Origin of the sequence: Kluyvera genomosp. 3 (genome assembly GCF_011765685.1) — a bacterium.
Lineage (GTDB): Bacteria > Pseudomonadota > Gammaproteobacteria > Enterobacterales > Enterobacteriaceae > Kluyvera > Kluyvera georgiana_A.
On the sequence record NZ_CP050321.1, the window covers coordinates 222119 to 247571 of the forward strand.

Annotated in this window: 27 protein-coding genes; 16 read left to right on the plus strand and 11 right to left on the minus strand. The window is 49.2% G+C overall.

Annotation, left to right across the window (positions count from 1 at the left end):
- The coding region (locus GY169_RS01080; protein ID WP_167574806.1) for a YicC/YloC family endoribonuclease at window positions 1–854 on the minus strand (854 nt) is incomplete at its 3' end.
- Between the two features lie 250 nt (window positions 855–1104).
- Here GY169_RS01080 and rph point away from each other — a divergent pair.
- Together rph and pyrE are read left to right on the plus strand one after the other, a co-directional pair.
- Window positions 1105–1821, plus strand: coding sequence for a ribonuclease PH (gene rph, locus GY169_RS01085; protein WP_163449241.1), 717 nt, complete (start codon window positions 1105–1107; stop codon window positions 1819–1821).
- 63 nt (window positions 1822–1884) lie between these two features.
- Window positions 1885–2526 carry an orotate phosphoribosyltransferase gene (gene pyrE, locus GY169_RS01090; protein ID WP_163449242.1) on the plus strand — a complete coding sequence of 214 codons (642 nt, stop codon included), beginning with the start codon at window positions 1885–1887 and terminating at the stop codon, window positions 2524–2526.
- Between the two features lie 35 nt (window positions 2527–2561).
- On the opposite strand, the gene slmA is transcribed toward pyrE, so the two are convergent.
- The 3 genes from slmA to coaBC form a co-directional block, all read right to left on the minus strand.
- Window positions 2562–3158, minus strand: a complete 597-nt coding sequence (gene slmA, locus GY169_RS01095; RefSeq protein ID WP_064540962.1) for a nucleoid occlusion factor SlmA — start codon at window positions 3156–3158, stop codon at window positions 2562–2564.
- A 153-nt stretch (window positions 3159–3311) separates the two neighbouring features.
- Window positions 3312–3770, minus strand: a complete 459-nt coding sequence (gene dut, locus GY169_RS01100; RefSeq protein ID WP_035895829.1) for a dUTP diphosphatase — start codon at window positions 3768–3770, stop codon at window positions 3312–3314.
- Window positions 3748–4968: a bifunctional phosphopantothenoylcysteine decarboxylase/phosphopantothenate--cysteine ligase CoaBC gene (gene coaBC / locus GY169_RS01105; protein WP_167577230.1), complete on the minus strand. Its 1221-nt coding sequence runs from the start codon at window positions 4966–4968 to the stop codon at window positions 3748–3750. Before coaBC ends, dut begins: the two co-directional genes overlap by 23 nt.
- Window positions 4969–5142: 174 nt before the next feature.
- On the opposite strand from coaBC, the gene radC reads away from it, so the two are divergent.
- From radC to mutM, 4 genes are all read left to right on the plus strand, one after another.
- Window positions 5143–5808, plus strand: coding sequence for a RadC family protein (radC, locus tag GY169_RS01110; RefSeq protein ID WP_163449243.1), 666 nt, complete (start codon window positions 5143–5145; stop codon window positions 5806–5808).
- Window positions 5809–6027: 219 nt separating this feature from the next.
- Window positions 6028–6264: a 50S ribosomal protein L28 gene (rpmB, locus tag GY169_RS01115; protein WP_106924954.1), complete on the plus strand. Its 237-nt coding sequence runs from the start codon at window positions 6028–6030 to the stop codon at window positions 6262–6264.
- Between the two features lie 20 nt (window positions 6265–6284).
- A complete protein-coding gene (gene rpmG / locus GY169_RS01120) occupies window positions 6285–6452 on the plus strand; it encodes a 50S ribosomal protein L33 (protein WP_003024094.1) in 168 nt (55 codons plus the stop codon).
- A 98-nt stretch (window positions 6453–6550) separates the two neighbouring features.
- Entirely contained in the window at window positions 6551–7360 is an 810-nt protein-coding gene (gene mutM / locus GY169_RS01125) for a bifunctional DNA-formamidopyrimidine glycosylase/DNA-(apurinic or apyrimidinic site) lyase (RefSeq protein ID WP_167574807.1), read from the plus strand.
- A gap of 42 nt (window positions 7361–7402) precedes the next feature.
- On the opposite strand, the gene coaD is transcribed toward mutM, so the two are convergent.
- The 3 genes from coaD to GY169_RS01140 form a co-directional block, all read right to left on the minus strand.
- On the minus strand, window positions 7403–7882 hold the full coding sequence (gene coaD, locus GY169_RS01130; RefSeq protein ID WP_163449245.1) for a pantetheine-phosphate adenylyltransferase: 480 nt from the start codon (window positions 7880–7882) through the stop codon (window positions 7403–7405).
- 8 nt (window positions 7883–7890) lie between these two features.
- Window positions 7891–9168: a lipid IV(A) 3-deoxy-D-manno-octulosonic acid transferase gene (gene waaA / locus GY169_RS01135; RefSeq protein ID WP_163449246.1), complete on the minus strand. Its 1278-nt coding sequence runs from the start codon at window positions 9166–9168 to the stop codon at window positions 7891–7893.
- Window positions 9169–9335: 167 nt separating this feature from the next.
- Complete coding sequence (locus tag GY169_RS01140) at window positions 9336–10322, minus strand: glycosyltransferase (protein ID WP_163449247.1); 987 nt, start codon at window positions 10320–10322, stop codon at window positions 9336–9338.
- A 136-nt stretch (window positions 10323–10458) separates the two neighbouring features.
- Between GY169_RS01140 and GY169_RS01145 the strand changes: the two genes are divergently transcribed.
- The 7 genes from GY169_RS01145 to GY169_RS01175 all read left to right on the plus strand — a co-directional run bounded on the left by GY169_RS01145 (window position 10459) and on the right by GY169_RS01175 (window position 18038).
- Entirely contained in the window at window positions 10459–11745 is a 1287-nt protein-coding gene (locus GY169_RS01145) for an O-antigen ligase family protein (protein WP_167574808.1), read from the plus strand.
- Between the two features lie 182 nt (window positions 11746–11927).
- A complete protein-coding gene (rfaQ, locus tag GY169_RS01150; protein WP_167577231.1) occupies window positions 11928–12998 on the plus strand; it encodes a lipopolysaccharide core heptosyltransferase RfaQ in 1071 nt (356 codons plus the stop codon).
- The gene (locus tag GY169_RS01155; RefSeq protein WP_167574809.1) at window positions 12995–14125 is read left to right on the plus strand and encodes a glycosyltransferase family 4 protein; all 1131 of its coding nucleotides are present in this window, start codon (window positions 12995–12997) and stop codon (window positions 14123–14125) included. Before rfaQ ends, GY169_RS01155 begins: the two co-directional genes overlap by 4 nt.
- Window positions 14112–14909 (plus strand): lipopolysaccharide core heptose(I) kinase RfaP, encoded by a 798-nt coding sequence (rfaP, locus tag GY169_RS01160; protein WP_167574810.1) that lies wholly within the window; start codon window positions 14112–14114, stop codon window positions 14907–14909. The genes GY169_RS01155 and rfaP overlap by 14 nt, the downstream gene beginning before the upstream one ends.
- 17 nt (window positions 14910–14926) lie before the next feature.
- Entirely contained in the window at window positions 14927–15943 is a 1017-nt protein-coding gene (gene waaO, locus GY169_RS01165; protein WP_167574811.1) for a lipopolysaccharide 3-alpha-galactosyltransferase, read from the plus strand.
- A 23-nt stretch (window positions 15944–15966) separates the two neighbouring features.
- Complete coding sequence (locus GY169_RS01170; RefSeq protein WP_167574812.1) at window positions 15967–17007, plus strand: glycosyltransferase family 9 protein; 1041 nt, start codon at window positions 15967–15969, stop codon at window positions 17005–17007.
- A 47-nt stretch (window positions 17008–17054) separates the two neighbouring features.
- Entirely contained in the window at window positions 17055–18038 is a 984-nt protein-coding gene (locus GY169_RS01175; RefSeq protein WP_167574813.1) for a glycosyltransferase family 52, read from the plus strand.
- A gap of 26 nt (window positions 18039–18064) precedes the next feature.
- On the opposite strand, the gene rfaC is transcribed toward GY169_RS01175, so the two are convergent.
- The 3 genes from rfaC to rfaD are packed head-to-tail and all read right to left on the minus strand — an operon-like array spanning window position 18065 to window position 21019.
- Window positions 18065–19027: a lipopolysaccharide heptosyltransferase RfaC gene (gene rfaC / locus GY169_RS01180; protein ID WP_167574814.1), complete on the minus strand. Its 963-nt coding sequence runs from the start codon at window positions 19025–19027 to the stop codon at window positions 18065–18067.
- Between the two features lie 3 nt (window positions 19028–19030).
- On the minus strand, window positions 19031–20077 hold the full coding sequence (rfaF, locus tag GY169_RS01185) for an ADP-heptose--LPS heptosyltransferase RfaF (protein WP_167574815.1): 1047 nt from the start codon (window positions 20075–20077) through the stop codon (window positions 19031–19033).
- Window positions 20078–20086: 9 nt separating this feature from the next.
- Window positions 20087–21019 carry an ADP-glyceromanno-heptose 6-epimerase gene (rfaD, locus tag GY169_RS01190; protein WP_064541014.1) on the minus strand — a complete coding sequence of 311 codons (933 nt, stop codon included), beginning with the start codon at window positions 21017–21019 and terminating at the stop codon, window positions 20087–20089.
- A gap of 217 nt (window positions 21020–21236) precedes the next feature.
- On the opposite strand from rfaD, the gene kbl reads away from it, so the two are divergent.
- From kbl to GY169_RS01205, 3 genes are all read left to right on the plus strand, one after another.
- A complete protein-coding gene (gene kbl, locus GY169_RS01195) occupies window positions 21237–22433 on the plus strand; it encodes a glycine C-acetyltransferase (protein WP_163448428.1) in 1197 nt (398 codons plus the stop codon).
- Window positions 22434–22442: 9 nt separating this feature from the next.
- Window positions 22443–23468, plus strand: a complete 1026-nt coding sequence (tdh, locus tag GY169_RS01200) for an L-threonine 3-dehydrogenase (RefSeq protein WP_163448426.1) — start codon at window positions 22443–22445, stop codon at window positions 23466–23468.
- 93 nt (window positions 23469–23561) lie between these two features.
- Window positions 23562–24512, plus strand: a complete 951-nt coding sequence (locus GY169_RS01205) for a glycosyltransferase (protein WP_167574816.1) — start codon at window positions 23562–23564, stop codon at window positions 24510–24512.
- On the opposite strand, the gene GY169_RS01210 is transcribed toward GY169_RS01205, so the two are convergent.
- Window positions 24513–25451, minus strand: a complete 939-nt coding sequence (locus GY169_RS01210) for a divergent polysaccharide deacetylase family protein (protein ID WP_163448424.1) — start codon at window positions 25449–25451, stop codon at window positions 24513–24515.
- Window positions 25452–25453: the final 2 nt, after the last annotated feature.

Consider the following 25453-nt stretch of genomic DNA (forward strand, 5'->3'; position numbering starts at 1 on the left):
TTCTGGATCTGCTCGCGCATTTGCTCGATCAGCACTTTCAGCTCGATAGCTGAATTTGTGACATCGGCATTAATTGACTTCGAGGCCAGCGTATTCGACTCACGGTTGAATTCCTGCATCATGAAGTCCAGGCGACGGCCAACGGCCTCTTTTTTCTTCAGGATGTTATAGGTCTCTTTGACGTGGGCTTCCAGGCGATCCAGCTCTTCGGCCACGTCAATACGCTGGGCCATCAACACCAGTTCCTGCTCCAGGCGGTTGTTTTCCAACTGCACTTCCGCATCTTCCAGCTTCGCCACCAGGCGATCGCGCTGCCACTGCAGAATTTCCGGCATATGAGCACGTACTTTGGCCACTTCGCCGCTAACACCTTCCAGGCGTTGTTCAATCAGCGCTTTCAGCGCTTGGCCTTCGGTTTCGCGAGCGACGATGAAGTCGTCCAGCGTATCGTCCAGCGCATTCAGGATCTCAGCGGCGATAGCGTCCAAATCCTGCTCTTGTGCGGCCATAACGCCCGGCCAGCGCAGAATATCGACCGGGTTAATTTCCCCTTCGTCGCTCTGCATTTTGACCCAGTTGGCCGCGTTAACCAGCTGCTTTGCCAGGTTTTCATTAAGAATAAGTTCGCCTTGCGCACTGGCATCTGGCTCAAAACGCAGAGTGCACTCTACTTTCCCGCGCGTTAAGCGGGTACGCAGACGTTCACGAACAACGGGTTCGAGGCTGCGGAACTGCTCCGGCAGACGGAAATAGGTTTCGAGATAACGCTGGTTAACAGAGCGCAGTTCCCAGGCGGCGCTGCCCCAAGTGCCCTTAATTTCGCGGCGGGCATAGGCGGTCATGCTGCGGATCATAGACGTTCCTGTTTTTAAAGGAGAGATGGGGGGATTATAGCCCTCGGGGGCTTATGAGGATAGGAATAAGCACCGTTAATCCGTATAACACTTCATCCTTCAAGCTGTCTCTGCGTTGGCTGCCGTCGCTTACCCCAGTCACGTACTTATGTACGCTCCTGGGGATGCGCTCCTTTGCCGCCTTGATACAGCTCGAATGATTTTGTGTATAATGCGCAGCCACATTCGTTTCAAGCCGGAGATTTCTATCATGCGTCCAGCAGGTCGTAGTGCCAACCAGGTGCGTCCCGTCACCCTGACCCGTAATTATACAAAACACGCAGAAGGCTCCGTGCTGGTCGAATTTGGCGATACTAAAGTGCTGTGCACCGCCTCTATTGATGAAGGCGTGCCGCGTTTTCTGAAAGGTCAGGGCCAGGGCTGGATCACCGCCGAGTACGGCATGCTGCCGCGCGCTACCCATACCCGTAACGCGCGTGAAGCGGCGAAGGGCAAACAGGGCGGCCGCACCATGGAGATTCAGCGTCTGATTGCCCGCGCGCTGCGCGCTGCGGTCGATCTGAAAGCGCTCGGCGAGTTCACTATCACGCTGGACTGTGACGTTATCCAGGCTGATGGCGGCACGCGTACCGCGTCCATTACCGGTGCCTGCGTGGCGCTGGCTGATGCGCTGGGCAAACTGGTTGCTGCTGGCAAACTGAAAACCAACCCGATGAAAGGGATGGTTGCCGCGGTTTCCGTTGGTATTGTGAACGGTGAAGCGCTGTGTGACCTGGAATATGTTGAAGACTCCGCGGCGGAAACCGACATGAACGTGGTGATGACCGAAGATGGCCGCATCATTGAGGTCCAGGGGACGGCGGAAGGCGAACCGTTCACCCACGAAGAGTTACTCACCCTACTGGCGCTAGCCCGAGGGGGAATCGAATCCATTGTAGCGGCGCAGAAGGCGGCGTTAGAAAATTGATTTTTAAGGGCGACGTGGTCGCCTTTTTTTTGTCCGTAATAAAGTGAGATGAGGAGCGAATCCATGAAACCGTATCAGCGCCAGTTTATTGAGTTTGCGCTTAACAAGCAGGTACTTAAGTTTGGCGAGTTTACGCTGAAATCCGGGCGCAAAAGCCCCTATTTCTTCAACGCCGGCCTGTTTAATACCGGGCGCGATCTGGCACTGTTAGGCCGTTTTTATGCCGAAGCGCTGGTGGATTCCGGCATCGAGTTCGATCTGCTGTTTGGCCCTGCGTACAAAGGTATTCCAATTGCGACCACCACCGCGGTGGCGCTGGCGGAACATCACGACAAAGACTACCCGTACTGCTTCAACCGTAAAGAAGCCAAAGATCACGGCGAGGGCGGTAATCTGGTGGGCAGCGCGCTGACCGGGCGCGTGATGCTGGTGGATGACGTTATCACCGCGGGAACGGCGATTCGTGAATCGATGGAGATCATCCAGGCCAACGGCGCGCAGCTGGCTGGCGTGCTGATCTCTTTAGATCGTCAGGAGCGCGGTCGCGGTGAAATCTCGGCCATTCAGGAAGTGGAACGTGATTATGGCTGTGAAGTTATCTCGATCATTACCCTGAAAGAGTTGATCGCTTATCTGGAAGAAAAACCGGAGATGGCTGAGCATCTGGCCTCGGTTCGCGCGTATCGCGAAGCGTACGGCGTCTAAGAAAACAGCCCGGCGCAGGCCGGGCTGTTTGACGATTATTGCAGTTGAGCGACGATCAGCGGCCAGCGAGCGTCGAAATCGTCTGTCGGGCGATACTTGAATTCGCTGCGGACAAAGCGCGAGAGCATCCCTTCACAGAACGCCAGCAGCTGGCTTGCCAGTAACGTCTCATCGGTTTCGTAGCCTTCCCCTTCACGCATTTTGCGCTCGCGCAGCACCTGACGCAGTTGAGCCTCAATGCGCTCAAACAGCTGGTTAATGCGGCCCTGCAGACGGTCTTGCTCAAACATCAGCGCATGACCGGTGAGGATACGGGTCAGGCCCGGATTGCGCTCGCCAAAGCCCAGAATCAGCAGCACAATCAGACGCAAACGTGCGGTCGTATCTTTTTCGTCTTTCAGAATCAGGTTGATACGGGTAATCAGGCTATCTTCGATAAACTCGATAAGGCTATCGAACATGCGGGTCTTGCTTGGGAAATGCCGGTACAGCGCCGCTTCGGACACACCAACGGACGCGGCTAGCTTTGCCGTCGTGATCCGCTGGCTGCCATCGCTGGATTCAAGCATCAACGCCAGGGATTGAAGTATTTCCTCGCGACGATTCCTTTTCGCAGTTTGCTTTTCTGCCATGTTCTAAAATACCCCTGAAAATAAAACACTTGTCAGGCGAGCATCCACACGGTGACCGCAACCATAAATTGCAGTGATCTTTTTGCATTATGACGCCGTGAGATGCGTAAAAAACGGGCACATCACATCCTGCATGATGTGCCTGAGGGCGAGTTATTGACGCCCTGAGTGGCCGAAGCCACCTTCGCCACGATCGGTGGCTTCAAACGATTCGACCAGATTAAACTCGGCCTGTACGACAGGAACAAACACCATCTGCGCGACGCGTTCGCCCGGCTCGATAGTGAAGGTGGTTTGCCCGCGGTTCCAGATGGAGACCATCAGTTGACCCTGATAGTCAGAGTCGATAAGCCCCACCAGGTTACCCAGCACGATACCGTGCTTGTGGCCGAGGCCAGAGCGCGGCAGCATCACCGCCGCCAGAGACGGATCGGCAATGTGAATCGCCAGGCCGGTCGGCAGTAAGGTGGTTTCACCTGGCGCCAGTTCTACGGCGTCATCAAGACAGGCGCGCAGGTCAAGGCCTGCAGAGCCAGCGGTGGCATAGGTCGGCAGCGGGAACTGCTGGCCAATACGCGAGTCCAGAATCTTAACGTCGATTTTTTTCATCATAACGGGTAACGATCTCGTCCAATAATAGTTGGCCCAGGAGTGACTTACTGGCGAGCGGTAAAGTCTTCTCGCCGTCCTGCCAGAAAAGATGCAAGGCATTGTTATCGCTGTTAAAACCTTGATTTGATTGCGATACATCATTGGCACAAATCAGATCAAGGTTCTTGCGGCTACGCTTTTGCCGCGCATATTCTTCCACATTATTCGTTTCGGCGGCAAACCCTACGACGTAGGGACGATGCTCTTTCAGTGCGGCAACGCCAGCGACGATATCCGGGTTTTTCACCATTTTTATTGTGAATTCATCACCCTGGGTGTCCTGCTTCTTAATTTTTTCTTCAGCGATAACCGCGGCGCGATAGTCGGCAACTGCGGCGCAGCCGATAAAAATCTGCTGTTGTGCGATGCCGGCCTGAACCGCGGCGTTCATCTCTTCAGCGGTGGTGACATCAATGCGTTGCACAAAGGCGGGCGTTGGCAGCGACACCGGGCCGCTAACCAGCGTGACGTTTGCCCCACGACGCGCGGCGGCTTCGGCAATCGCAAAGCCCATTTTGCCTGAGCTGTGGTTGGTAATGTAACGCACCGGGTCCAGCGGTTCACGGGTCGGGCCTGCGGTAATCATGATGTGCAGATGTTGCAGATCGTTGACGGCGGAAAAGTGCGCTGCGGCCATGTCGACAATCACCAATGGATCAAGCATCCGACCCGGGCCAACGTCGCCACAGGCCTGGCTGCCGCTGTCCGGGCCCCAGATCAGCATATTGCGTGAGGCCAGTACTTCCAGATTGTGCTGCGTGGCGGCGGCACGATACATCTGTTGGTTCATGGCGGGGACAACGGCGACCGGCGATGGGGTTGCGAGGCAGATGGTCGACACCAGGTCGTTTGCCATCCCGGCGGCCACGCGGGCAATTAAGTCGGCGGTGGCCGGCGCAAGGATAACGAGGTCAGCCCATTTGCCCAGCTCAATGTGGCCCATCGCGGCTTCGGCTGCGGTATCGAGCAGGCTGTCGGAGACCGGATAACCGGATACGGCTTGCAGGCTCAGCGGGGTGATGAAGGCTTTCGCTGCGTCGGTCATCGCGACGCGCACGTCCGCGCCGCGCTCGCGCAGGCGACGCACCAGCTCCGGCGTTTTGTAGGCAGCGATACCGCCGCTGACGCCAAGAACAATTTTCTTACCGGCCAGGCTCATCATGATTTTTCCTGTTAGGGGGACACCAGAATTCGCGCATTTTATCACAATCCTGGCGGGGTCGTGTGCTTACGACAGAGACACTTTGCGAGCCGCTACGCAAGAGCGAAATCCACACCGTGCAGGAGGGCGTGTACTGTGGCATTTTGGCGACAGCCATAAGAGGAGGCCGTCATGGAGAGTACAGAAGCCCTCCTGCCGCGCGAGAAGATGCAGCGGTACGGAATTGAATCGCTCACGGATGTTGAGCTGCTGGCGCTATTTTTGCGCACCGGTACGCGGGAAAAAAACGTTCTACGTTACTCTCAGGACCTGCTGCGCCATTTCGGCTCGCTGTACGGCCTGCTTTCGGCTACCGAGAAAGCGATAACGCAGATCGACGGTATGGGCATTGCTAAATATGCCCAGCTAAAAGGGATTGCCGAACTGGCGCGCCGCTATTTTAGCCTGCGGGTGCTTTCCGAGGATTCTCTGCTAAGCCCAGAGATGACGCGTGAGTTTCTGCAAAGCCAGCTCGCCGACGAAGAGCGGGAAATCTTTGTGGTGATTTTTCTCGATAATCAACACCGGGTGCTCAAACATAGCCGCCTTTTTTCCGGCACCCTGAGTCACGTTGAAGTGCATCCGCGCGAAATTGTACGAGAAGCCATCAAAGTTAACGCCGCTGCGGTGATCCTGGCACATAATCATCCATCGGGTCATGCGGAGCCGAGTAAATCAGACAGACTTATTACTGAAAGGGTGGTAAAGTGTTGCCAATTCATGGATATACGGGTGCTTGATCATCTGGTTATTGGCCGCGGTGAGTACGTTTCTTTTGCCGAACGAGGCTGGATTTAGGGGTTTATTACGCGATCCACCGGGATCTTTGTCTGTTCGGGACTTGAGCATAACGCCGGGTCAGCGTATACTACGCCACCTTTGAGAATCTCGGGTTTGGCATTTGGGCCTGGCAATCGAGAGTTCACTTAGAACTATGCGATGACCGGGCTGTAAAGCCTGACGAGGCGCCGATACCCCATACGAAGCTCGAGCTAATTTGATTTTTGGAGAATAGACATGTCCCGAGTCTGCCAAGTTACTGGCAAGCGTCCGGTGACCGGTAACAACCGTTCCCACGCACTGAACGCGACTAAACGCCGTTTCCTGCCGAACCTGCACTCTCACCGTTTCTGGGTTGAGAGCGAGAAGCGTTTTGTCACCCTGCGCGTATCTGCTAAAGGTATGCGTGTAATCGATAAGAAAGGCATCGATTCAGTTCTGGCTGAACTGCGTGCCCGTGGCGAAAAGTACTAAGTACTTAGAGGAAATAAATCATGGCTAAAGGTATTCGTGAGAAAATCAAGCTGGTTTCTTCTGCTGGTACTGGTCACTTCTATACCACCACGAAGAACAAACGTACTAAGCCGGAAAAACTGGAACTGAAAAAGTTCGATCCAGTTGTCCGTCAGCACGTTCTGTACAAAGAAGCTAAAATCAAATAATTTTAGTTTCGATGTCACAAAAAACCTCGCCTCGGCGGGGTTTTTTGTTTTCTGCGCGTCCCCATAATAGAGACATCTGTATTCGAGCCGGAGACGTTATGCCTGAATTACCCGAAGTTGAGACCAGCCGCCGGGGCATTGAACCCCATCTGGTCGGAGCAACCATCCAGTACGCCGTGATTCGCAACGGACGCCTGCGCTGGCCCGTCTCTGATGAAATTTACCGCCTGAGCGATAAACCGGTTATCAGCGTTCAGCGCCGCGCTAAATACCTGCTGCTTGAACTACCTGACGGCTGGATCATCATCCATCTGGGGATGTCGGGAAGTTTACGCATTCTTGCGGAAGAACTGCCGGCGGAAAAACACGATCACGTCGATCTGGTGATGAGTAACGGTAAAGTGCTGCGCTACACCGACCCACGGCGCTTTGGCGCCTGGCTGTGGACGCCGGTGCTGGAAGGGCACAGCGTGCTCGCCCATCTCGGCCCGGAGCCGCTGAGCGCGGAATTTAGCGCGGAGTATCTGCAGGCAAAATGTGCGAAGAAGAAAACGGCGATTAAACCCTGGCTGATGGATAATAAGCTGGTGGTGGGCGTCGGTAATATCTACGCCAGTGAATCGCTGTTTTCCGCGCGGATCCATCCGGATCGGCTGGCATCATCGTTATCGGCAGAAGAGTGCGAACGACTGGTGGCGGCGATCAAAGCAGTACTGCAACGATCGATTGAGCAGGGTGGTACGACTCTAAAAGACTTCCTGCAAAGCGACGGCAAGCCGGGCTACTTTGCACAAGAGCTACAGGTATACGGGCGAAAAGGGGAGGCCTGTCGGATATGCGGGACGCCGATTATCGCCAGCAAACATGCGCAGCGGGCGACGTTTTACTGCCGGCAGTGCCAAAAGTAAGTTGATTGCCCGGCGACGAACCGCCGGGAAATGCACTGAAGCCTACTTCAGCTTCTCCATCAGCGCCTGATGTACATTCGCCGGCAGGAAATGGGTCACATCGCCATCGTGACGCGCCACCTCTTTCACCAGCGATGATGAAATAAACGACCACTCTTTCGACGGCATCAGAAAGACGCTTTCCAGCTCCGGCATCAGGTGGCGATTCATGTGCGCCAACTGCATTTCATACTCGAAATCCGCCACCGCGCGCAGGCCACGAATCAGAATATTGGCCTGCTGGGTGCGGGCAAAGTTAGCCATCAGATCGCTAAAACCCATCACTTCCACGTTACCAAGGTGTGCCGTTGCCTGCTGGGCCAGCGCTACGCGCTCGCTAAGGTCAAACATCGGTTTTTTGCTTGGGCTGGCCGCAATAGCGAGGATAACCTGATCGAACATGCAGGCCGCGCGGGTCACGATATCAAGGTGACCGTTGGTGATGGGATCGAAAGTGCCCGGATAAATCGCCCGTTTTTGCATAATCATCCTCAATGCGTTTTCGGTGGCAGGTACGGTTCCAGGAGTTGTAACAGGCGTTGTAGCGCGCCCTGGTTCTGGTACAAGACCTCAACGGCGTGACGACCGTAGAAACTACGATAATCGGCATCGCCTAACAGTGAGGATACCTCTTTTTCGAGACTGGCGGCATCGGTCACGGTGATAAGCCCACTCGCCTGTTCCAGACGGGCGCAGATATCCTTGAAGTTAAAGGTATGCGGGCCCATCAACACGGGAATGGCATGCGCTGCGGCTTCCAGCGGGTTATGGCCACCACGTTCAACCAACGAGCCGCCAACAAACGCCAGGTCGGCAATGCCATACAGCAGCATCAGCTCACCCATGGTGTCGCCAATGACCACCTGTGTTGTCGCGGAGGGGACTTCACCGGAGGAACGGGTGATAAAGCTCAAACCAGCCTGACGCGTGAGGTTGATGGCATCCGGGAAACGTTCCGGGTGACGCGGCACCAGTATCAGCAGTAAATCCGGGTAGTGCTGCAGCAGCGCCTTGTGGGCGGCAATAACAATACTCTCTTCGCCCTCATGGGTGCTGGTGGCTATCCATACCGGGCGGCGTGGCGCCCATTGGCGACGAAGCGTGACCGCTTTGGCTGCCAGCTGCGGCGTAACAGAAATATCGAACTTCAGGCTGCCGGTAATGGTCACCTGATTATTTTTAGCCCCTAAGGCGACAAAACGTTGACCGTCTTCTTCATTCTGCGCGGCAATCAACGTAATACGCTGGAGTAGCGTGCGAACAAATGAGCCCAGTTTGGCGTATCCGGCGGCTGAACGCTCAGACAAGCGTGCGTTGGCAATCACCAGCGGAATATGGCGACGATGCAATGCGGCAATCAGGTTTGGCCACAGCTCTGTTTCCATAATCAACACCAGTTTCGGGTCGATTTTATCGAGGAAGCGGTTAAGGGCATCGGGTAAATCATACGGCAGATAGACGTGCTGAACGTCTTTGCCAAACGCCGACTGCACGCGCTCGGACCCGGTTGGGGTCATCGTGGTGACAGTAATCGGCAAATCGGGGTAGCGGTGACGCAGTGCGCGAACTAACGGGATCGCCGCCAGCGTTTCGCCAACGGACACCGAGTGCAGCATAATCCCGCCGGGCTTCAGCGGCTGGCGATAAAAACCGTAACGTTCACCCCAGCGTTTTCGATAGGCTGGAGCCTTACGTCCGCGCACCCAAAGCCGTATCCAGATCAGGGGCTGGATAAGGTATAGCAATGTGGTGTAAAGCAACTCAAGCATGGGCGTTAGCTGGCTAATGGATGTGCTGGGGATTCTATGTATTTATCTATGATATTACCATTACTTTTGCAGTTCTGGTTTCGTTATCTGGCTTAGGGGCGATGCCATTTTTGCGTATCGATTGGTTAAATGCAAACGGCCAGTATTCAGAACGATGAGTTTTATGATCATACGATCCGCGAGAGGAATTTTTTTGAAATATACTTCATGTAATAGACAGCTGCACTGAGGTATTTTCCATTGTTTTTTAAGTGCGCACTTTTTCTCGCCAGCTGTTTATATGTAGATGGGCACAGTAATGGGCGATTTCTCCATGGGGAGTTATCTCTTGCCACTTTGAAGTAGTTAACATCCGTATAATACTGAGTCCAGTCATGCCAGGGTTTTGATACACCAACATAGTGAATGAAAATAGTTTCTGATGTTATTTCAAATTTTCTTTTTTTATTTCGTATTAGGCTATCAATGTTAAAGAAAGAATTAAAGCAATGCTCTATGATTTTAACATCATCATTGAATATGATATTTAATGCATCTTGATCTGGATGTGTGAATTTACCATTTTTAACAATGGATATTACTTTGTCTGTGAGGCTTTCACTCTGGTTTTTGTCTAGATTGAAATATAAAAAACCTGAGTTGAAATAGTGTTCTGGATGAATATTTTTTATATTTGATGTATCGACAAACTTATCGTGAACAGCAATAAGCTTTTTCCCGTCAAATGATTCATCTAGCAATGAGTGAATGCTTTTTTTACATATTATATCTGAATCAAGATAAATTATTGAATCCAGTTTATCCGCAAAGTAATCGATAGCAATAAGGCGGAAATAGATTGAATGGTTCCAGGACTTTGACGCAGTAGGTAAACTTTTTAATAAGTCATCATTTAATAAATAGAATGTAATTTTTGTATTGTACTGGCGAGCAAGTTCTTCGAAAAGACGATGATTCTCTATAGAAACGTTATTTGAGAATATATGAAAATGAAACTTCAAATCCTCATTATTCAATAACACAGAAGTAATAGATACGCCTGTTCCGTATAAAAAATCATTATCAGCGCCGTAGGTAATATTAACACATTGCTCGGTTCCGCTATCACCATCGATATGAGCATTTTTTACGTGCTGAATGATGTTTCTTTTCAATTTGAAACCCTTGTGCAATACAAAAATGTCATTGTTTTTTGCTTAAATAGGTAAGCCATATAAAAAAAGGTTGTTATTTATTATTGTAATGCTCTAAAATCATCTTTTATTATAATTTAAATGAATGTATTTGTCAATGCGTCTCCAAGATAATACAGAAGGCGGGTGTGCGAAAAGTATGATAATCAAGATTAATCCTGGGTGTGTGAATCGACTGTCATTAATGAACATGCTTCTATTCTTAATGGTATTTGGGTTATTTACGATTGACAATCGAGCAATATTGAATATTAGCACTGCATTTGCGTTGTTGCTATCAGTATATTTGTTCTGTAAAGAAAAGGTGAATCCCTTATCTTCTATAGGTGAATTCTTAAAAGAAAGAAAAAGCCTGTTATTTTTTTCACTATGGTGTTTATTTAGTATCGCTTTTTTTACATACGAAAATGAATATCTTGCAGCATTAGAATTATTATTTAAAGATTGGCGATATCCACTCGTTATGTGGTTAATGTTGATTGCCTTTAAAGAGCACTTGCATATGATCAAAAAAACATATGTGTTCAGTGCAATCCTGACATTGTCCTATATAGTTTTAGCAGTACCTATCATTCGCTTTTTAAAAAACAATCCTCAGGAACTCTATCTTCAATTACGTTACGGTTTTGCATTTTATGTCGTGATGTTGTTTCCATTTGTATTGACGAGTGCCGTAATACTAAAACAGCGATATCTGAAGATACCACTACTTGCGGTTGCGTTCCTGTCCTTTGTCTTTTTGTTGTATACCGGTAGTCGAGGAGGGATTGTTTCATTAATTATTGAAACAATTATTGTTATGCTCATCCTCTCTAAAGATATAAAGAAATTTATATTTTCAATGTTCGTGATTGCTGTAATCGCTGGTGTTGGATTAGCTGCTGCCTACAATATATTCCCTCAAGTAAAAGGGAAGATTGAACAAACAACGAAGCTTACTAATGTTACAAGTAGCCGAGATAAAATCTTGACGCAACGCTACCCTTTAGTAATGGATAGTGTGAAAAACAACCTATTTGGTATTGGGTACGGTAATTCAACCTATGATCAATATCTTTGGGATCACAACGCGCCAAGAGAAGATGGGGTTTTTAACAGCGAAACCAATAAATATAATCTTGATGAGCCATTGTTTATTACCGTTTTATATAATGTAGGTTTCGGTGGGTTGATTCTTTTCATTGCATCAATATTTGTCAACATACAAGCGCAGATAAGATCTATTAAGATTAACAAAGATGTATTTAGTGTATCTATTTTTGCGTCTTTTGTTGGGTATTTCCTGGTGTATTGCATGTTCGAGAAAATGTTTATGGAAATATACCTTATCTACACTTTGTTAGCGTTTTATCTTGCTAATAATAAGTCTGAATGTAAACGATAATAACCTTATTTATTGTTTTTTAAGGTAAATTTTGCATATCGAATGATGTGATGGTAAGTGATATACTCCGTGGGAGTAATTATGCAGAGTATGTGGCTCAGCATTCGGGTAGCTGTAAAGCCTGGGGCGGTAGCGTGCTTTTGGTTCACTTCTCACTGAGTTATCTTAACGAAGGGCTGCTTGTGGAAAAGCCATTTAGAAGAATTCTTGTTATCAAAATGCGTTTTCATGGAGACATGTTGCTGACCACCCCGGTGATTAGCACATTAAAGCATCATTATCCGGATGCTTTAATTGATGTTCTACTTTATGAGGATACGATCCCTATCCTCTCCGAGAATCCTGAAATCCACAGACTTTATGGCTTAAAAAACAAGAAAAGCACGTCGTGTGAGAAAATTAAAAATTTCGCATCAGTAATCAAAGCGTTACGAGCTAATCATTATGATCTCGTTATCAACATGGCCGATCAATGGATCGTTGCTCTGTTGGTGAGAATGTTGAAGGTGCCGGTTTGCATCTCCCACGATTTCGGGCATCGTCAGAATCGCTTCTGGCGAAAAAGCTTCACCCATCTGGTGCCGCCAGAGGGCAATAATGTTGTTGAAAGTAACCTTTCAATACTCAAGCCTCTTAGCCTGGACTCCTATGTCTCTAAAACGACCATGAGTTATCCGCAATCCAGTTGGGAAAAAGTGCGGACAATGTTGGATGAGGCTCACGTAGGAGAGCGATTTGTTGTTATCCAGCCTACGGCTCGGCAGCTATTTAAATGCTGGGAGAATGATAAATTCTCACAAGTTATCGATGCGCTACACGAGAGAGGACTCGATGTCGTTTTAACATCTGGTCCGGGTCGGGATGACCTGGCCTGCATTGCCGCTATTGCTCAAAGATGCCAGGTTCCTCCTGTTACCGCATTGGCAGGAAAAATGACATTCCCGGAGCTCGCTGCATTAATAGATCATGCAGTACTCTTTTTAGGGGTTGATTCCGCGCCAGGGCATATTGCTGCTGCGCTAAACACGCCGATGATCTGTCTTTTTGGCGCAACAAACCACATTTTCTGGCGACCATGGTCGAACAATATGATCCAGTTTTGGGCTGGCGACTACCAGGCTATGCCTTCGCGCGATAAGTTGGATCGTGGTAAAATGTACCTCTCAGTCATTCCTGCTGAAGATGTGATTGCTGCGGTTGACACGATGCTCCTTAAGAATAATGGCTTATCGACTACAGGCGTAGAGAAATGATAGTTGCCTTTTGTTTGTATAAATATTTTCCGTTTGGTGGTTTGCAACGTGACTTCATGCGTATCGCGCAGACGGTCGCACAGCGTGGACACCATGTACGGGTTTATACCCAATCCTGGGAAGGCGAATGTCCTGCTGCCTTTGAGCTTATTCTGGTACCTGTAAAAAGTCACACAAACCATGGGCGTAACGCGGAATACTATTCCTGGGTGCAAAATCATCTACGCGATAGTCCAGCCGACCGCATTGTTGGTTTTAATAAGATGCCGGGGTTAGATGTCTACTATGCAGCCGATGTTTGTTATGCCGAAAAGGTTGCACAAGAAAAGGGCTTTTTGTATCGCCTGACATCACGATATCGCCATTATTCTGCTTTTGAGCGCGCTACATTCGAGCAGGGTAAGGCGACACAACTACTCATGTTAACGAATAAGCAGATTGCTGATTTTCAAAAGCATTACCATACCGAGGCTGAACGATTCCATATCCTTCCTCCTGGAATTTATCCGGAGCGTAAGTACAGCGCGCAACCAGCAGGCAGCAGACAACGTTTTCGGCAGAATAATGGCATTACAGATAACCAGTTCTTATTGCTTCAGATTGGTTCTGACTTTACGCGAAAAGGGGTTGATCGAACCATTACTGCGCTTTCTACGTTACCGGATGAGTTACGCAGCCAAACTTTGCTGTTTGTCGTCGGACAGGATAAATCTCGTAAGTTTGAGGCGTTAGCGGAGAAGTTGGGCGTACAAGATAATGTTCGATTTTTCTCGGGGCGTAACGATGTTGCTGAATTGATGGCCTCTGCGGATCTATTGCTACATCCTGCTTATCAGGAAGCCGCGGGGATTGTGTTGTTGGAAGCCATCACGGCAGGCTTACCGGTATTAACCACTGCCATTTGCGGATATGCGCACTATATTGCTGAAGCAAACTGCGGTGAGGTTATCGCGGAACCTTACCGTCAGGCAGACTTGAATGCATGCTTACGTAATGCATTACAGCATCCCTCATTACGTGAAGCATGGTCCGAAAATGCAAGGTATTATGCCGATACTCAAGATTTATACAGCCTGCCTGAGAAAGCAGCCGATATCATTATAGGTGGTTTAGATGGTCGAACTTAGAGAACCGCTAGCTACGGCATGGCGCGGTAAAGATGCATTTGAAGAAGTGAAAACCTTACAAGGCGAAGTATTCAGAGAACTTGAAACTCGCCGAACTCTGCGTTTCGAACTTTCTGGAAAAAGTTTCTTCCTCAAATGGCATCGTGGCACATCTCTAAAAGAGATAGTCAAAAATCTTTTCTCATTCCGTATGCCTGTTTTGGGTGCGGATCGCGAATGGAATGCGATTCACCGGCTCCGGGAACTCGGGGTGGATACGATGCAGGGCATTGGTTTTGGTGAAAAAGGTTTTAATCCGTTAACGCGAGTCTCGTTTATTATCACCGAAGATCTCACTCCTACACTAAGTCTGGAAGACTATTGTGCTGATTGGGCGGTCAATGCACCGGAGCCAAAGGTTAAACGTATGCTTATTGCACGCGTAGCAACGATGGTTAGAACGATGCATCAGGGAGGGATTAATCACCGTGATTGCTATATTTGCCATTTTCTTCTGCATCTCCCATTTGATGGTAAAGAGAACAATTTAAAATTATCTGTTATTGATTTACATCGTGCACAAATCCGCAACCGCGTACCATTACGTTGGAGAGATAAAGATCTCATTGGCCTTTATTTTTCCTCATTAGATATTGGGCTGACTCAACGAGATATTTATAGGTTCTTAAATATTTATTTCAATAAGCCACTAAAGAAAATCCTGAAAGATGAACAAGCATTAATCGCACATGCTCAAGAAAAGGCTGAAAAAATAAAAGAAAGAACAATTCGTAAATCTCTGTAATTTTAAAGGTTATTTATATGGATGCTCAATTTCTGAAAGCTACTGATTTTATTACTAAAACAGTAGCTTTTGATTTCTCTGACGCCCGATATGCTGAAAAACCCTTGCATATTTGTTATGGCATTGATCAGAATTTTCTCTTTGGTTGCGGTATTTCTATCGCCTCAATTTTGCTAAATAACACTGATTCAAACTTTGTTTTCCATATTTATATCGACGTAATAAATGATGAGCAGATAGTAAAAATTCGTGAATTGGCTGAGCGCTATTATTCACGTATTGAGATCCATACTATTAATTGTGATAGATTATTATCATTTCCAACAACAAAAAATTGGTCTATCGCAACTTATTTTCGTTTTATTATTGGCGATTCCTTCATTGGACGTGAAGAACGCATTATCTATATGGATGCGGATATCATGTGCCAGGGGAGTATCCGTGAACTCTTCTCCCTGAATATTGATGATAAGGTTGCCGCTGTTGTTCCTGAGAGAGATACCACGTGGTGGAAAAAACGGGCGGATAGCTTAGGTTGCAGCGCACTTGAAAAAGGTTATTTTAACGCTGGTTTTTTATTGTTAAATATTTCTGCCTGGGCCAAGGAAAACGTATCAGCTAAAGCGTTAGCCATATTGTCAGATGATCTTATGGTTAAGAAATTATCTTACTTAGATCAGGATATCTTGAATATCATTTTAGCAGGTAAAGTTGAGTTTCTTGATATCAAGTACAACACTCAGTTTAGTTTGAATTATGAATTAAAAGATAATGTTGTGAGTTCAATAAATGATAACACTATATTTATTCATTATATTGGACCAACAAAACCCTGGCATGCATGGGCTCAATATCCGCGAGCTCAGGCCTTTATTTTAGCGAAGGAACAGTCACCCTGGAAAAACTCAGAGTTAATACAGGCAACTAATGCTAATTATGCACGTTACTGTGCTAAGCACTATTTTAAACAGGGGCGAGTGATAGGAGGCATTAAGGCCTATCTATCTTATTTTTATCTGAAACTAATGGGTTAGTTTCAACATATAAAAAATAGCATATGCAAATAAATGGCCTTATCTATAAAGTAAAATCATTATTAGCTTCAATGAGATTATCAAAGCCTCGTATTGAAGATGGTTCATTAACGATAAAAAATGTTTGCATCATCCTCATCAATATTGGGTTGGGTGATGCAATTATGGCAACATCATTCATTAGATTCCTGAAAGACTCAGGAATTGAAGTTGATCTTATTGTAGCGAAGAAAACGATACCTTTATTTTCTGATAATCATGATATCAGCAATGTGATTTCACTTGGTGATCCAACCGCCTGTCAGAAAAAGTATTATGATTTAGTGATTGATCCTTATAGCCATTGTAGTTGGTATGCAACCTATAAGTATCTGAAATTACTATCACTTATGAAGTATAAGGTACTTTCTGGTTTTGATGTTAACTTAGGCAGTAAATATAATGATAATTATATTCCGGGTGATAAAGCTATTCATATAACGGACTATTATAAACATGTTGTAAATCAGTTCATTTCTGATTCTTGTGTATTGCCGAGTAATTATATTTTACCCTTTTCTGTCGTTACACAGTCTTCTGCGGAAAGTTTTATAGCCTCGTTGCCTGACCATACAGTTAAAGTGGCAATTTGTCCTTTTGCATCCACTCCGAAGCGAAGTTTCAGTGACAGGCAAATCAATGAAACGTTAGCACTTTTGAGCGCCAGGGAAGATATCTCTATTGTTCTCCTGATGGAGAAAAGTAAATTGTCTTCTATTTCACTTCATGATAATTCGTATTTCTTCGATGCGCCAGATTTTATGAGCGCAGCTGCTGTGCTCTGTCAGTGTGACTTTGTTGTCTCGGTTGATACCTCATTTGTTCATGTCGCGAACAGTGGAAACAAGCCTGCACTGGTGTTTTATAGTTCAGTGTACAATGATGGTTATAATACCGATAACCTTTGCGGGCCAAACTATCCGAAAGCTAAACAAATTATAGAGAAGAAGGGGATTTCATTGATACCTTCGCAATACATTTATGATGAGGTTGTTCATTCATTAAATAACCTGAAAAATGATTGAACATATTTACCTGTATCAATTTGGTAACGTAATGATGGTGGCCCACTGTGAATAATCATCTTTTTATTGTTTGCTCTCCTTTACAGTTAAGGGTCGCACTTGCCATCAAAAAAAATTATGATGGTGACATTTTCCATATCATTTATCTTCAGACCAAATCTGGCTTAAAACAATATGTCAGAAAATCATTAAAATGTGATTTTAACACATATCATATTGCTGATATGGATTATGCTTTTTTTAATATTTATCGGATTGTTTCATACTTAAAGGAAAATGTAGGTGATGAGGGGTATGCCTATATTGCTAATGCCAACGATCTTACAGTTCAATATATCCTGTCGCAGATTCCATCAACTATGAAGTTGAGAACATTTGATGATGGTATCTTAAACATAAATACTATTTCTGATATTAATCAGAAAATAAAGGAAAAGAAAAAGTTAAGATATCTTCTTACTCGTCTTTGTTATAAAAACACAATGAGTATTAGAAAGATTATTGAGAACAGCTCATTGCACTTTACTATTCTTGATAAAAATAGGACGCTTAATGTTAAGACGGATATCGTTAAGCTTAATATATTAGAATGCAATGAAATTCTAATAGATAACGACAAATCCGCTGATGTTGAAATAGTCAATGTCTTTGTCGGTTCGAAATTTAAAGATATACTGGCTAATAAGGGGGGGCAACAATTAGAGGCTCTTATCCATAAAATTCGCCAACTCCATCAGAGTTTTGATAACATTTTATATTTACGGCACCCACGAGAGATGTCGAGTGAAGTGTTCTCAATGAATGAAGTTAATGTGGATTCAATTTCTGAAGATTATATCTATGATCTTGTAAGAAAAGGGGTGGTTGTAAATGTGATTGGTTTCGCGAGTACGTGCCAGTTAAATACAATGAATCTACCAAATGTTAGAATTATCTTACTAAAAACTAATCTTATCAGAAATGATATTCTTGATTCTTTCTCACTGTTTAACAAGAAAGAAGTCGTGTCAATTTACGATCTTGATGCGTAATAAAATGCCCTTTTAGGGCATTTTTATTATTTTAATGAGTTAATTAGCTCTAAAACTTTATCCGCCTGTAAGTTATTCAGGCTTGCCAAATCAGCGTTGCACGCCACCTGATTCTTCCCATATCCCCCAATCAATCCAGGGTCGGTCGGGCCATACAGCGTGATATTTGGGCGATCCAGCGCCGCGGTTAAGTGGCTTAATCCGGTATCTACCGAAACGACAAATTCCGCACCTGCCAGCACGTGCGCCACCTTCTCGAGGCTCAGACGCGGCAGAACTTCCACGTAATCAAACCCTTCAGCCAGGCGCTTCGCGCGGGCTTCTTCATGCGGCGCACCCCATGGCAATTTGATGCGTAGACCGCGCTCGCCCAGCAGGCGAATCAGCTCACGCCAGTTTTCTTCCGGCCAATGCTTATCATCGCGCGTCGTGGCATGCAGAAAGACGCAGTAGGGGGCTTCTGCAGGCGTAAGCGCCCCCACAAAATGTTGCGCTATGGCGTAGTCGCCCTGCGTTTCAGGTTTGGTGTAGCCGAGGCTCTTCGCAAACAGCTCGCGGGTGCGCTCTACGGCATGCTGCTGTTTGGCAATATGATGGCGGCGGTTATAGAACAGGCTGGCCAGCGGCTCGCGGGCGCTACTCCAGTCCATGCCATGCTTGATGCCGTGTGCCAGTCGGGTGACCAGCGCGGCGCTTTTTACCAGCCCTTGAGCATCGATGATCGCATCATATTTTACCGCCTGAATGGCATCGCGAAAGGCTTTGCGTTCGGCTTTGATGGGGGCGGAGAACCACGCTTTACGCCAGCGGCGGATGGCCACCGGAATCACGCGGTCTACCGCTTCATGCCATGAAGGAATTTGCGCGAAACCCTCTTCCACGACCCAGTCAAAGCGAATATCGGGGATGGCATGCATCGCGTCGGTTAATGCCGGCAGCGTATGCAGGACGTCGCCCATTGAAGAGGTTTTGACGATCAACACTCGCATGCGTCAGGCTTCCTCGCTCGACAGCAGCGCGTTGAGCTCTTCCTGGACGCGCGCTGGGGTGATATCGATCAGGCTCTGATGATAGCCCTGCGCAGAGTCGCCTTTGCGGACCTTGTGGTAACCGGTAATCAGCCGAATCACCCGCGCTTTGTTTGACAGCGGCGGCGTGAAGTCCGGGCTGCTTGGCCCGTAGAGTGCAACCAGCGGGCGGTTTAGCGCGGCAGCCACGTGCATCAGGCCGGAATCATTGGTGACGATAGCCTTACAAGCGGCAATCAGCACCACTGCCTGCTCCAGTTGGGTCTCGCCAGCCAGGTTACGGCACCAGCCTTTTTGCTCGTCGCTGAGTGCGGCGATAATTTCATTACCTGCCTCGTTGTCCTTTGCGGAACCGAAAAGAACAATCTGATTACCCTGGTCGATCAGCTGCTTCGCGAGTGCGGCGTAGTGATAGTGCGGCCAACGTTTTGCCGGACCAAACTCCGCGCCGGGGCAAAAGCCGATCATTGGGCGGTCGCTGGAGAGCGAAAACGCGTTACAGGCCAGCGATTTCTCGCCTTCGTTCACCTGCAACTGCGGCCACAGCAGCGGCTGCGGCAGATCTTTCGCGCAGCGCATCACGCCTTTGTCGTAGGCCAGCGCCACGTAGCGCTCGACCATCAGCGGCCAGGCCTCTTTATCCAGCACTCGCGCATCGTTCAGCAGGCCGTAGCGCATCTCGCCGCGCCAGCCGGTGCGCAGTGGGATACCGGCAAAGAAGGGCACCAACGCAGATTTAAAGGAATTAGGCAGGACATAAGCGCGATCATAGCGCCGCTCGCGCAGGCTATGGCCGAGCTTGCGCCGTTCGCCAATTTCCAGCGCGCCGTGCCCTAAAGGCATGGCGATCGCTTCATTGACTTCCGGCATCCGCGATAACAGCGGACGGCACCACGCGGGTGCCATCACGTCGATTATCGCCTGGGGATAGCGCGCCTTGAGCGTGCGATAGAGACTTTGCGACATCATCATGTCGCCCACCCATGACGGGCCGATCACCAGTATTTTCATGCTGACTTCTTACGCGTCGCGGTTCAACCAGGCCATGTATTCCGTTACGCCTTCGGCGACGGTCTTGAACGGCTTATCGTAGCCAGCAGCGCGCAGGTTGGTCAGATCGGCCTGCGTGAACGCCTGATAGCGGCCTTTCAGTTTGTCCGGGAACGGAATGTATTCAATGCTGCCTTTTTTGTGGAACGCCAGGGTGGCGTCAGCCACGGCCTGGAAGGATTCCGCGCGGCCGGTACCGAGGTTGAAGATGCCGGATTTACCATTTTCCCAGAACCACAGGTTTACCGCCGCCACGTCGCCGACGTAAACGAAGTCACGTTTGAAGCCATCGCTGCCTTCGAACAGTTTCGGGCTTTCGCCGTTGTTCAATTGGGTGTTCAGGTGGAACGCGACGCTCGCCATGCTGCCTTTGTGGCCTTCACGCGGCCCGTAGACGTTAAAGTAGCGGAAGCCCACGATCGGCGAATTCGCTTCCGGCATGATGCGGCGTACGTACTCGTCGAACAGGAATTTAGAGTAACCGTACACGTTCAGCGGTTTTTCAAATTCGCGGGACTCGATAAAGTCGCTGGTGCGGCCGCCGTAGGTGGCTGCGGAAGAGGCGTACAGGAACGGAATTTCACGCTCGAGGCAGTAGTGCAGCAGTTCTTTGGAGTACTGATAGTTGTTATCCATCACGTACTTACCGTCCCACTCGGTGGTGGAAGAGCAAGCGCCTTCGTGGAATACGGCTTCGATGTCGCCGAATTCTTCACCGGCCATAATCTGGATCAGAAAATCTTCTTTATCCATGTAGTCGGTGATATCCAGGTCCACCAGGTTTACGAACTTGGTGCCGTCTTTCAGGTTGTCCACTACCAGGATGTCGGTAATGCCTTTGTCATTCAGCGCTTTCACGATGTTGCTGCCAATGAAGCCAGCGCCGCCGGTAACGATAATCATAACTGTAACCTTTGATATTGGTGGGCCAGGGCGTATCCCAGGCACGAATGCTTCTAATCATACCATCACATTAGCCCGCCTTCAGCCTTTCACCGTTCGGCTGGATGTGGGACGCGTGATTTATGCTGCAAATAATTCATTCAGACATGCATCATCTCGTATCAGCGTATAGCTTTGGGTAATATGTGCCAAATTTTACCGAATCTGGAGAGTTGCAATGCGTGGTGATTTTTACAAACAGTTAACTCAGGACCTCGATACCGCCCGTGCGGAAGGGTTGTTTAAAGAAGAACGTATTATCACCTCCGCTCAGCAAGCGGATATCACCGTGGGCGACGGCAGCCACGTCATTAACTTCTGCGCCAACAACTACCTTGGCCTGGCCAACCACCCTGAGCTGATCAATGCCGCCAAAGCCGGTATGGACAGCCATGGTTTCGGTATGGCCTCGGTACGTTTCATTTGCGGCACCCAGGACAGCCACAAAGCGCTGGAGCAGAAGCTGGCAAGCTTCCTCGGTATGGAAGACGCCATTCTGTATTCCTCCTGCTTTGATGCCAACGGCGGCCTGTTTGAAACGCTGCTGGGCGCAGAAGACGCCATTATCTCCGACGCCCTGAACCACGCCTCGATCATCGACGGCGTGCGCCTGTGTAAAGCGAAGCGTTTCCGCTATGCCAACAACGATATGGTTGAGCTGGAAGAGCGCCTGAAGGAAGCGCGTGCAGCCGGTGCACGCCACGTGCTGATTGCCACCGACGGCGTGTTCTCGATGGACGGTGTGATTGCCAACCTGAAAGGCGTCTGCGACCTGGCGGACAAATACGATGCGCTGGTGATGGTCGATGATTCCCACGCGGTTGGCTTCGTCGGTGAAAATGGCCGTGGTTCGCATGAATACTGTGATGTGATGGGCCGTGTCGACATCATCACCGGCACGCTGGGCAAAGCACTTGGCGGCGCGTCCGGCGGCTATACCGCAGCGCGTAAGGAAGTGGTGGAGTGGCTGCGCCAGCGTTCGCGTCCGTATCTGTTCTCCAACTCGCTGGCGCCGGCTATCGTTGCCGCATCGATTAAAGTGCTGGAGATGGTGGAGAATGGCGCTGAGCTGCGCGACCAGCTGTGGGCCAATGCCCGTCTGTTCCGCGAAAAAATGACCGCCGCTGGCTTTACGCTTGCGGGCGCGGACCACGCGATTATCCCGGTAATGCTGGGCGATGCGGTGGTGGCGCAGAATTTCGCGCGTGAGCTGCAAAAAGAAGGAATTTACGTCACCGGATTCTTCTTCCCGGTGGTACCAAAAGGCCAGGCGCGTATCCGCACCCAGATGTCAGCGGCGCATACGACGGCACAAATTGAACGTGCGGTGGAAGCCTTTACCCGCATCGGTAAACAACTGGGCGTGATTGCCTGAGGGTGTCAGATGAAAGCGTTATCTAAACTGAAAGCGGAAGAAGGGATCTGGATGACCGACGTTCCGGAACCGGAACTCGGCCACAATGACCTGCTGATTAAAATTCGCAAAACCGCGATTTGTGGCACCGACGTGCATATCTACAACTGGGATGAATGGTCACAGAAGACGATCCCGGTACCGATGGTTGTGGGTCATGAATACGTGGGCGAAGTGGTCGGTATCGGCCAGGAAGTGCGCGGCTTTAAAATCGGCGACCGCGTCTCCGGTGAAGGCCATATCACCTGTGGTCACTGCCGTAACTGCCGCGCCGGACGTACGCACCTGTGCCGCAACACCATTGGCGTTGGCGTTAACCGTCCGGGCTGTTTTGCGGAATATCTGGTGATCCCGGCGTTTAACGCGTTCAAAATTCCGGACAATATCTCCGACGACCTGGCCTCAATTTTTGACCCGTTCGGCAACGCGGTGCACACCGCGCTCTCTTTCGACCTGGTGGGTGAAGATGTGCTGGTCTCCGGCGCGGGCCCGATTGGCGTGATGGCGGCCGCGGTTGCCAAACACGTTGGTGCGCGTAACGTGGTGATTACTGACGTGAACGAATACCGCCTGGAGCTGGCGCGCAAAATGGGCGTGACCCGCGCGGTCAACGTCGCCAAAGAGAATCTCAACGACGTGATGGCTGAGCTGGGCATGACTGAAGGTTTTGATGTCGGTCTGGAAATGTCCGGCGCGCCGCCAGCGTTCCGCTCCATGCTGGACACCATGAACCACGGCGGACGCATTGCGATGCTGGGTATTCCACCGTCCGATATGTCCATCGACTGGACCAAAGTTATCTTTAAGGGGCTGTTTATTAAAGGTATCTATGGCCGTGAAATGTTCGAAACCTGGTACAAGATGGCGGCGCTTATCCAGTCTGGCCTCGACCTGTCGCCGATCATCACCCACCGCTTCGGCATTGATGACTTCCAGAAAGGCTTTGACGCGATGCGTTCCGGTCAGTCCGGTAAAGTTGTGCTGAGCTGGGATTAATCATAAAAGGCCAGGATCGCTCTCCTGGCCTTTTATTTTCGGCTTCATCTCTAGTACGCTAGCGCCAGTTTCACTTCATAGTAAAGAGCGAGTATGACCAGCCAGACAATCGATGTTAGCGTTATTATTCCGGTATATAACGGTGAAAAGAGTATCCAGCAGATCGTTGAAGACGTTCTGGCTGAACAAAGGGTATCGCTGGAGCTTATCGTTATTGACGATGGTTCAACGGATAATACGCTGAATATTCTTTCGTCGATTTCTGACAGCCGGCTGAAAATCATTTCTCAACCTAACAGCGGCGTCTACGTTGCGCGAAACGCAGGACTGGCAGCCCACCAGGGCAAATGGCTGATTTTACTTGATGCCGATGATGATATTCATCCGGATATGATTTATTCACGGCTGCAACTGGCCGAGAAAAATAATTGCGATGTGCTCATTTCCAACGGTATGTTCACTTCGGCACGTGGCCATCAGCATGGGCATGCTGTTCACTCCCGACAGATTTATAACCAAACGCAGAGTGGTTTTGCATGGATTAACCATGCGGTGAAAGTGCGGGAATGGCCGCATTATATCTGGCTGCAAATTATCCGTTCAGAGTACATCAAAAAAAATAATATCGATTTTCATATTGGCAGCAGCCATAAAGATATTCTGTGGACGACGGAACTGGCGCTGGCCAATGGTGTGTTTTATCTCTCAGAGACGCCGGATTACTACTACGTCAAGAATACTGAGTCGATCACTAATCACACTCGCTACTACGATCCACGAGCCTATAGCTACATTGATATTATCAGCAAACTGATCGCCTACGCGAAACGTCCGGAATATGCAGCCGTTCGCCGTTCGCTGCTGATTCACGCGTTAAAAGAAAGCGGGCATTTTCTGGGGCTCTATCGCCGTAAGATAAAAGACAAAACGGCCGTACGACAAAAATTCAACGAGCAGATCGCACTCTCCGACCTGGCGAAAGGGCTTACCGACATACACAGCGTATGGTTCCTCATTCGCCTGTGGTCAAAGATGCGCGGTTAATTAAGCCCCACTGCTGCTCCACCCCTGCCATTGCAGCTGCATATACTGCACCAGCGTGCTGTGGGTGATGCTTTCGCTCAATACGTTGAAGAAGCGGCTGGCGTAGACCGGCTCCAGTGGTTTCTTCGGCTTGCAAAGCTTCACGCCATGGAATGGGTTGCGTGGCTGTGACGGTTGAACGGACGGCGGCAAACCGCGATTCGGCGTCGAGGTGTCAACCTGCGGCTCGTTGAGCAGGCTGCTCGGGCGCACCAGCGTAATATCTGACGGCAGGTTGTAGACCATTTGCTGCAATACGCGCACGGTCGTCGGATGTGGGTGCCCAATAGCGATCGCCGAACCGTTGCGGCGCGCGAGGTCGACTGCCCGGTTAAACTGGCGACGAATATCCGCTTCGTTCTGGGTGTCGTCGAGGAACACTCTGCGCTTAATCACCTTCACCCCGGTACCGTTAGCGGCGCGCATGGCCTGGCTATTGCCGATGGTCATGCTGTCGAGGAAGTAAAGATTGTAGCGGCTGAGTGCCTGCATCACTTTTTGCATACCAAACAGGCTGGAGGTCATCGCGCTGCCCATATGGTTGTTCAGGCCTACGGCATACGGCACTTTATCAACCGCTTCGCGAATAATCCGTTCGATCTCATCGCTGCTCATGTCCGGGCGCAGGGTGTCTTTTTCCAGCGGCTGCTTACTGAGCGGCGCCATCGGCAGGTGAATCAACACTTCATGCCCGGCGTTATGGGCTTTAGTGGCCATTTCACGCGCATGAGGGGCGTTAGGGAGTACCGCAACGGAAATGGTGGACGGCATCGCCAGCACCTGATTTTCCTGCTGCGGACGATAACCAAAGTCATCGATAACGATAGAGAGCTTACCGGCATAGCTCGGCGCGGCGAATGCCAGCGCACTAAGAAGTACGACTCGACGAAATTGAAGCAAAA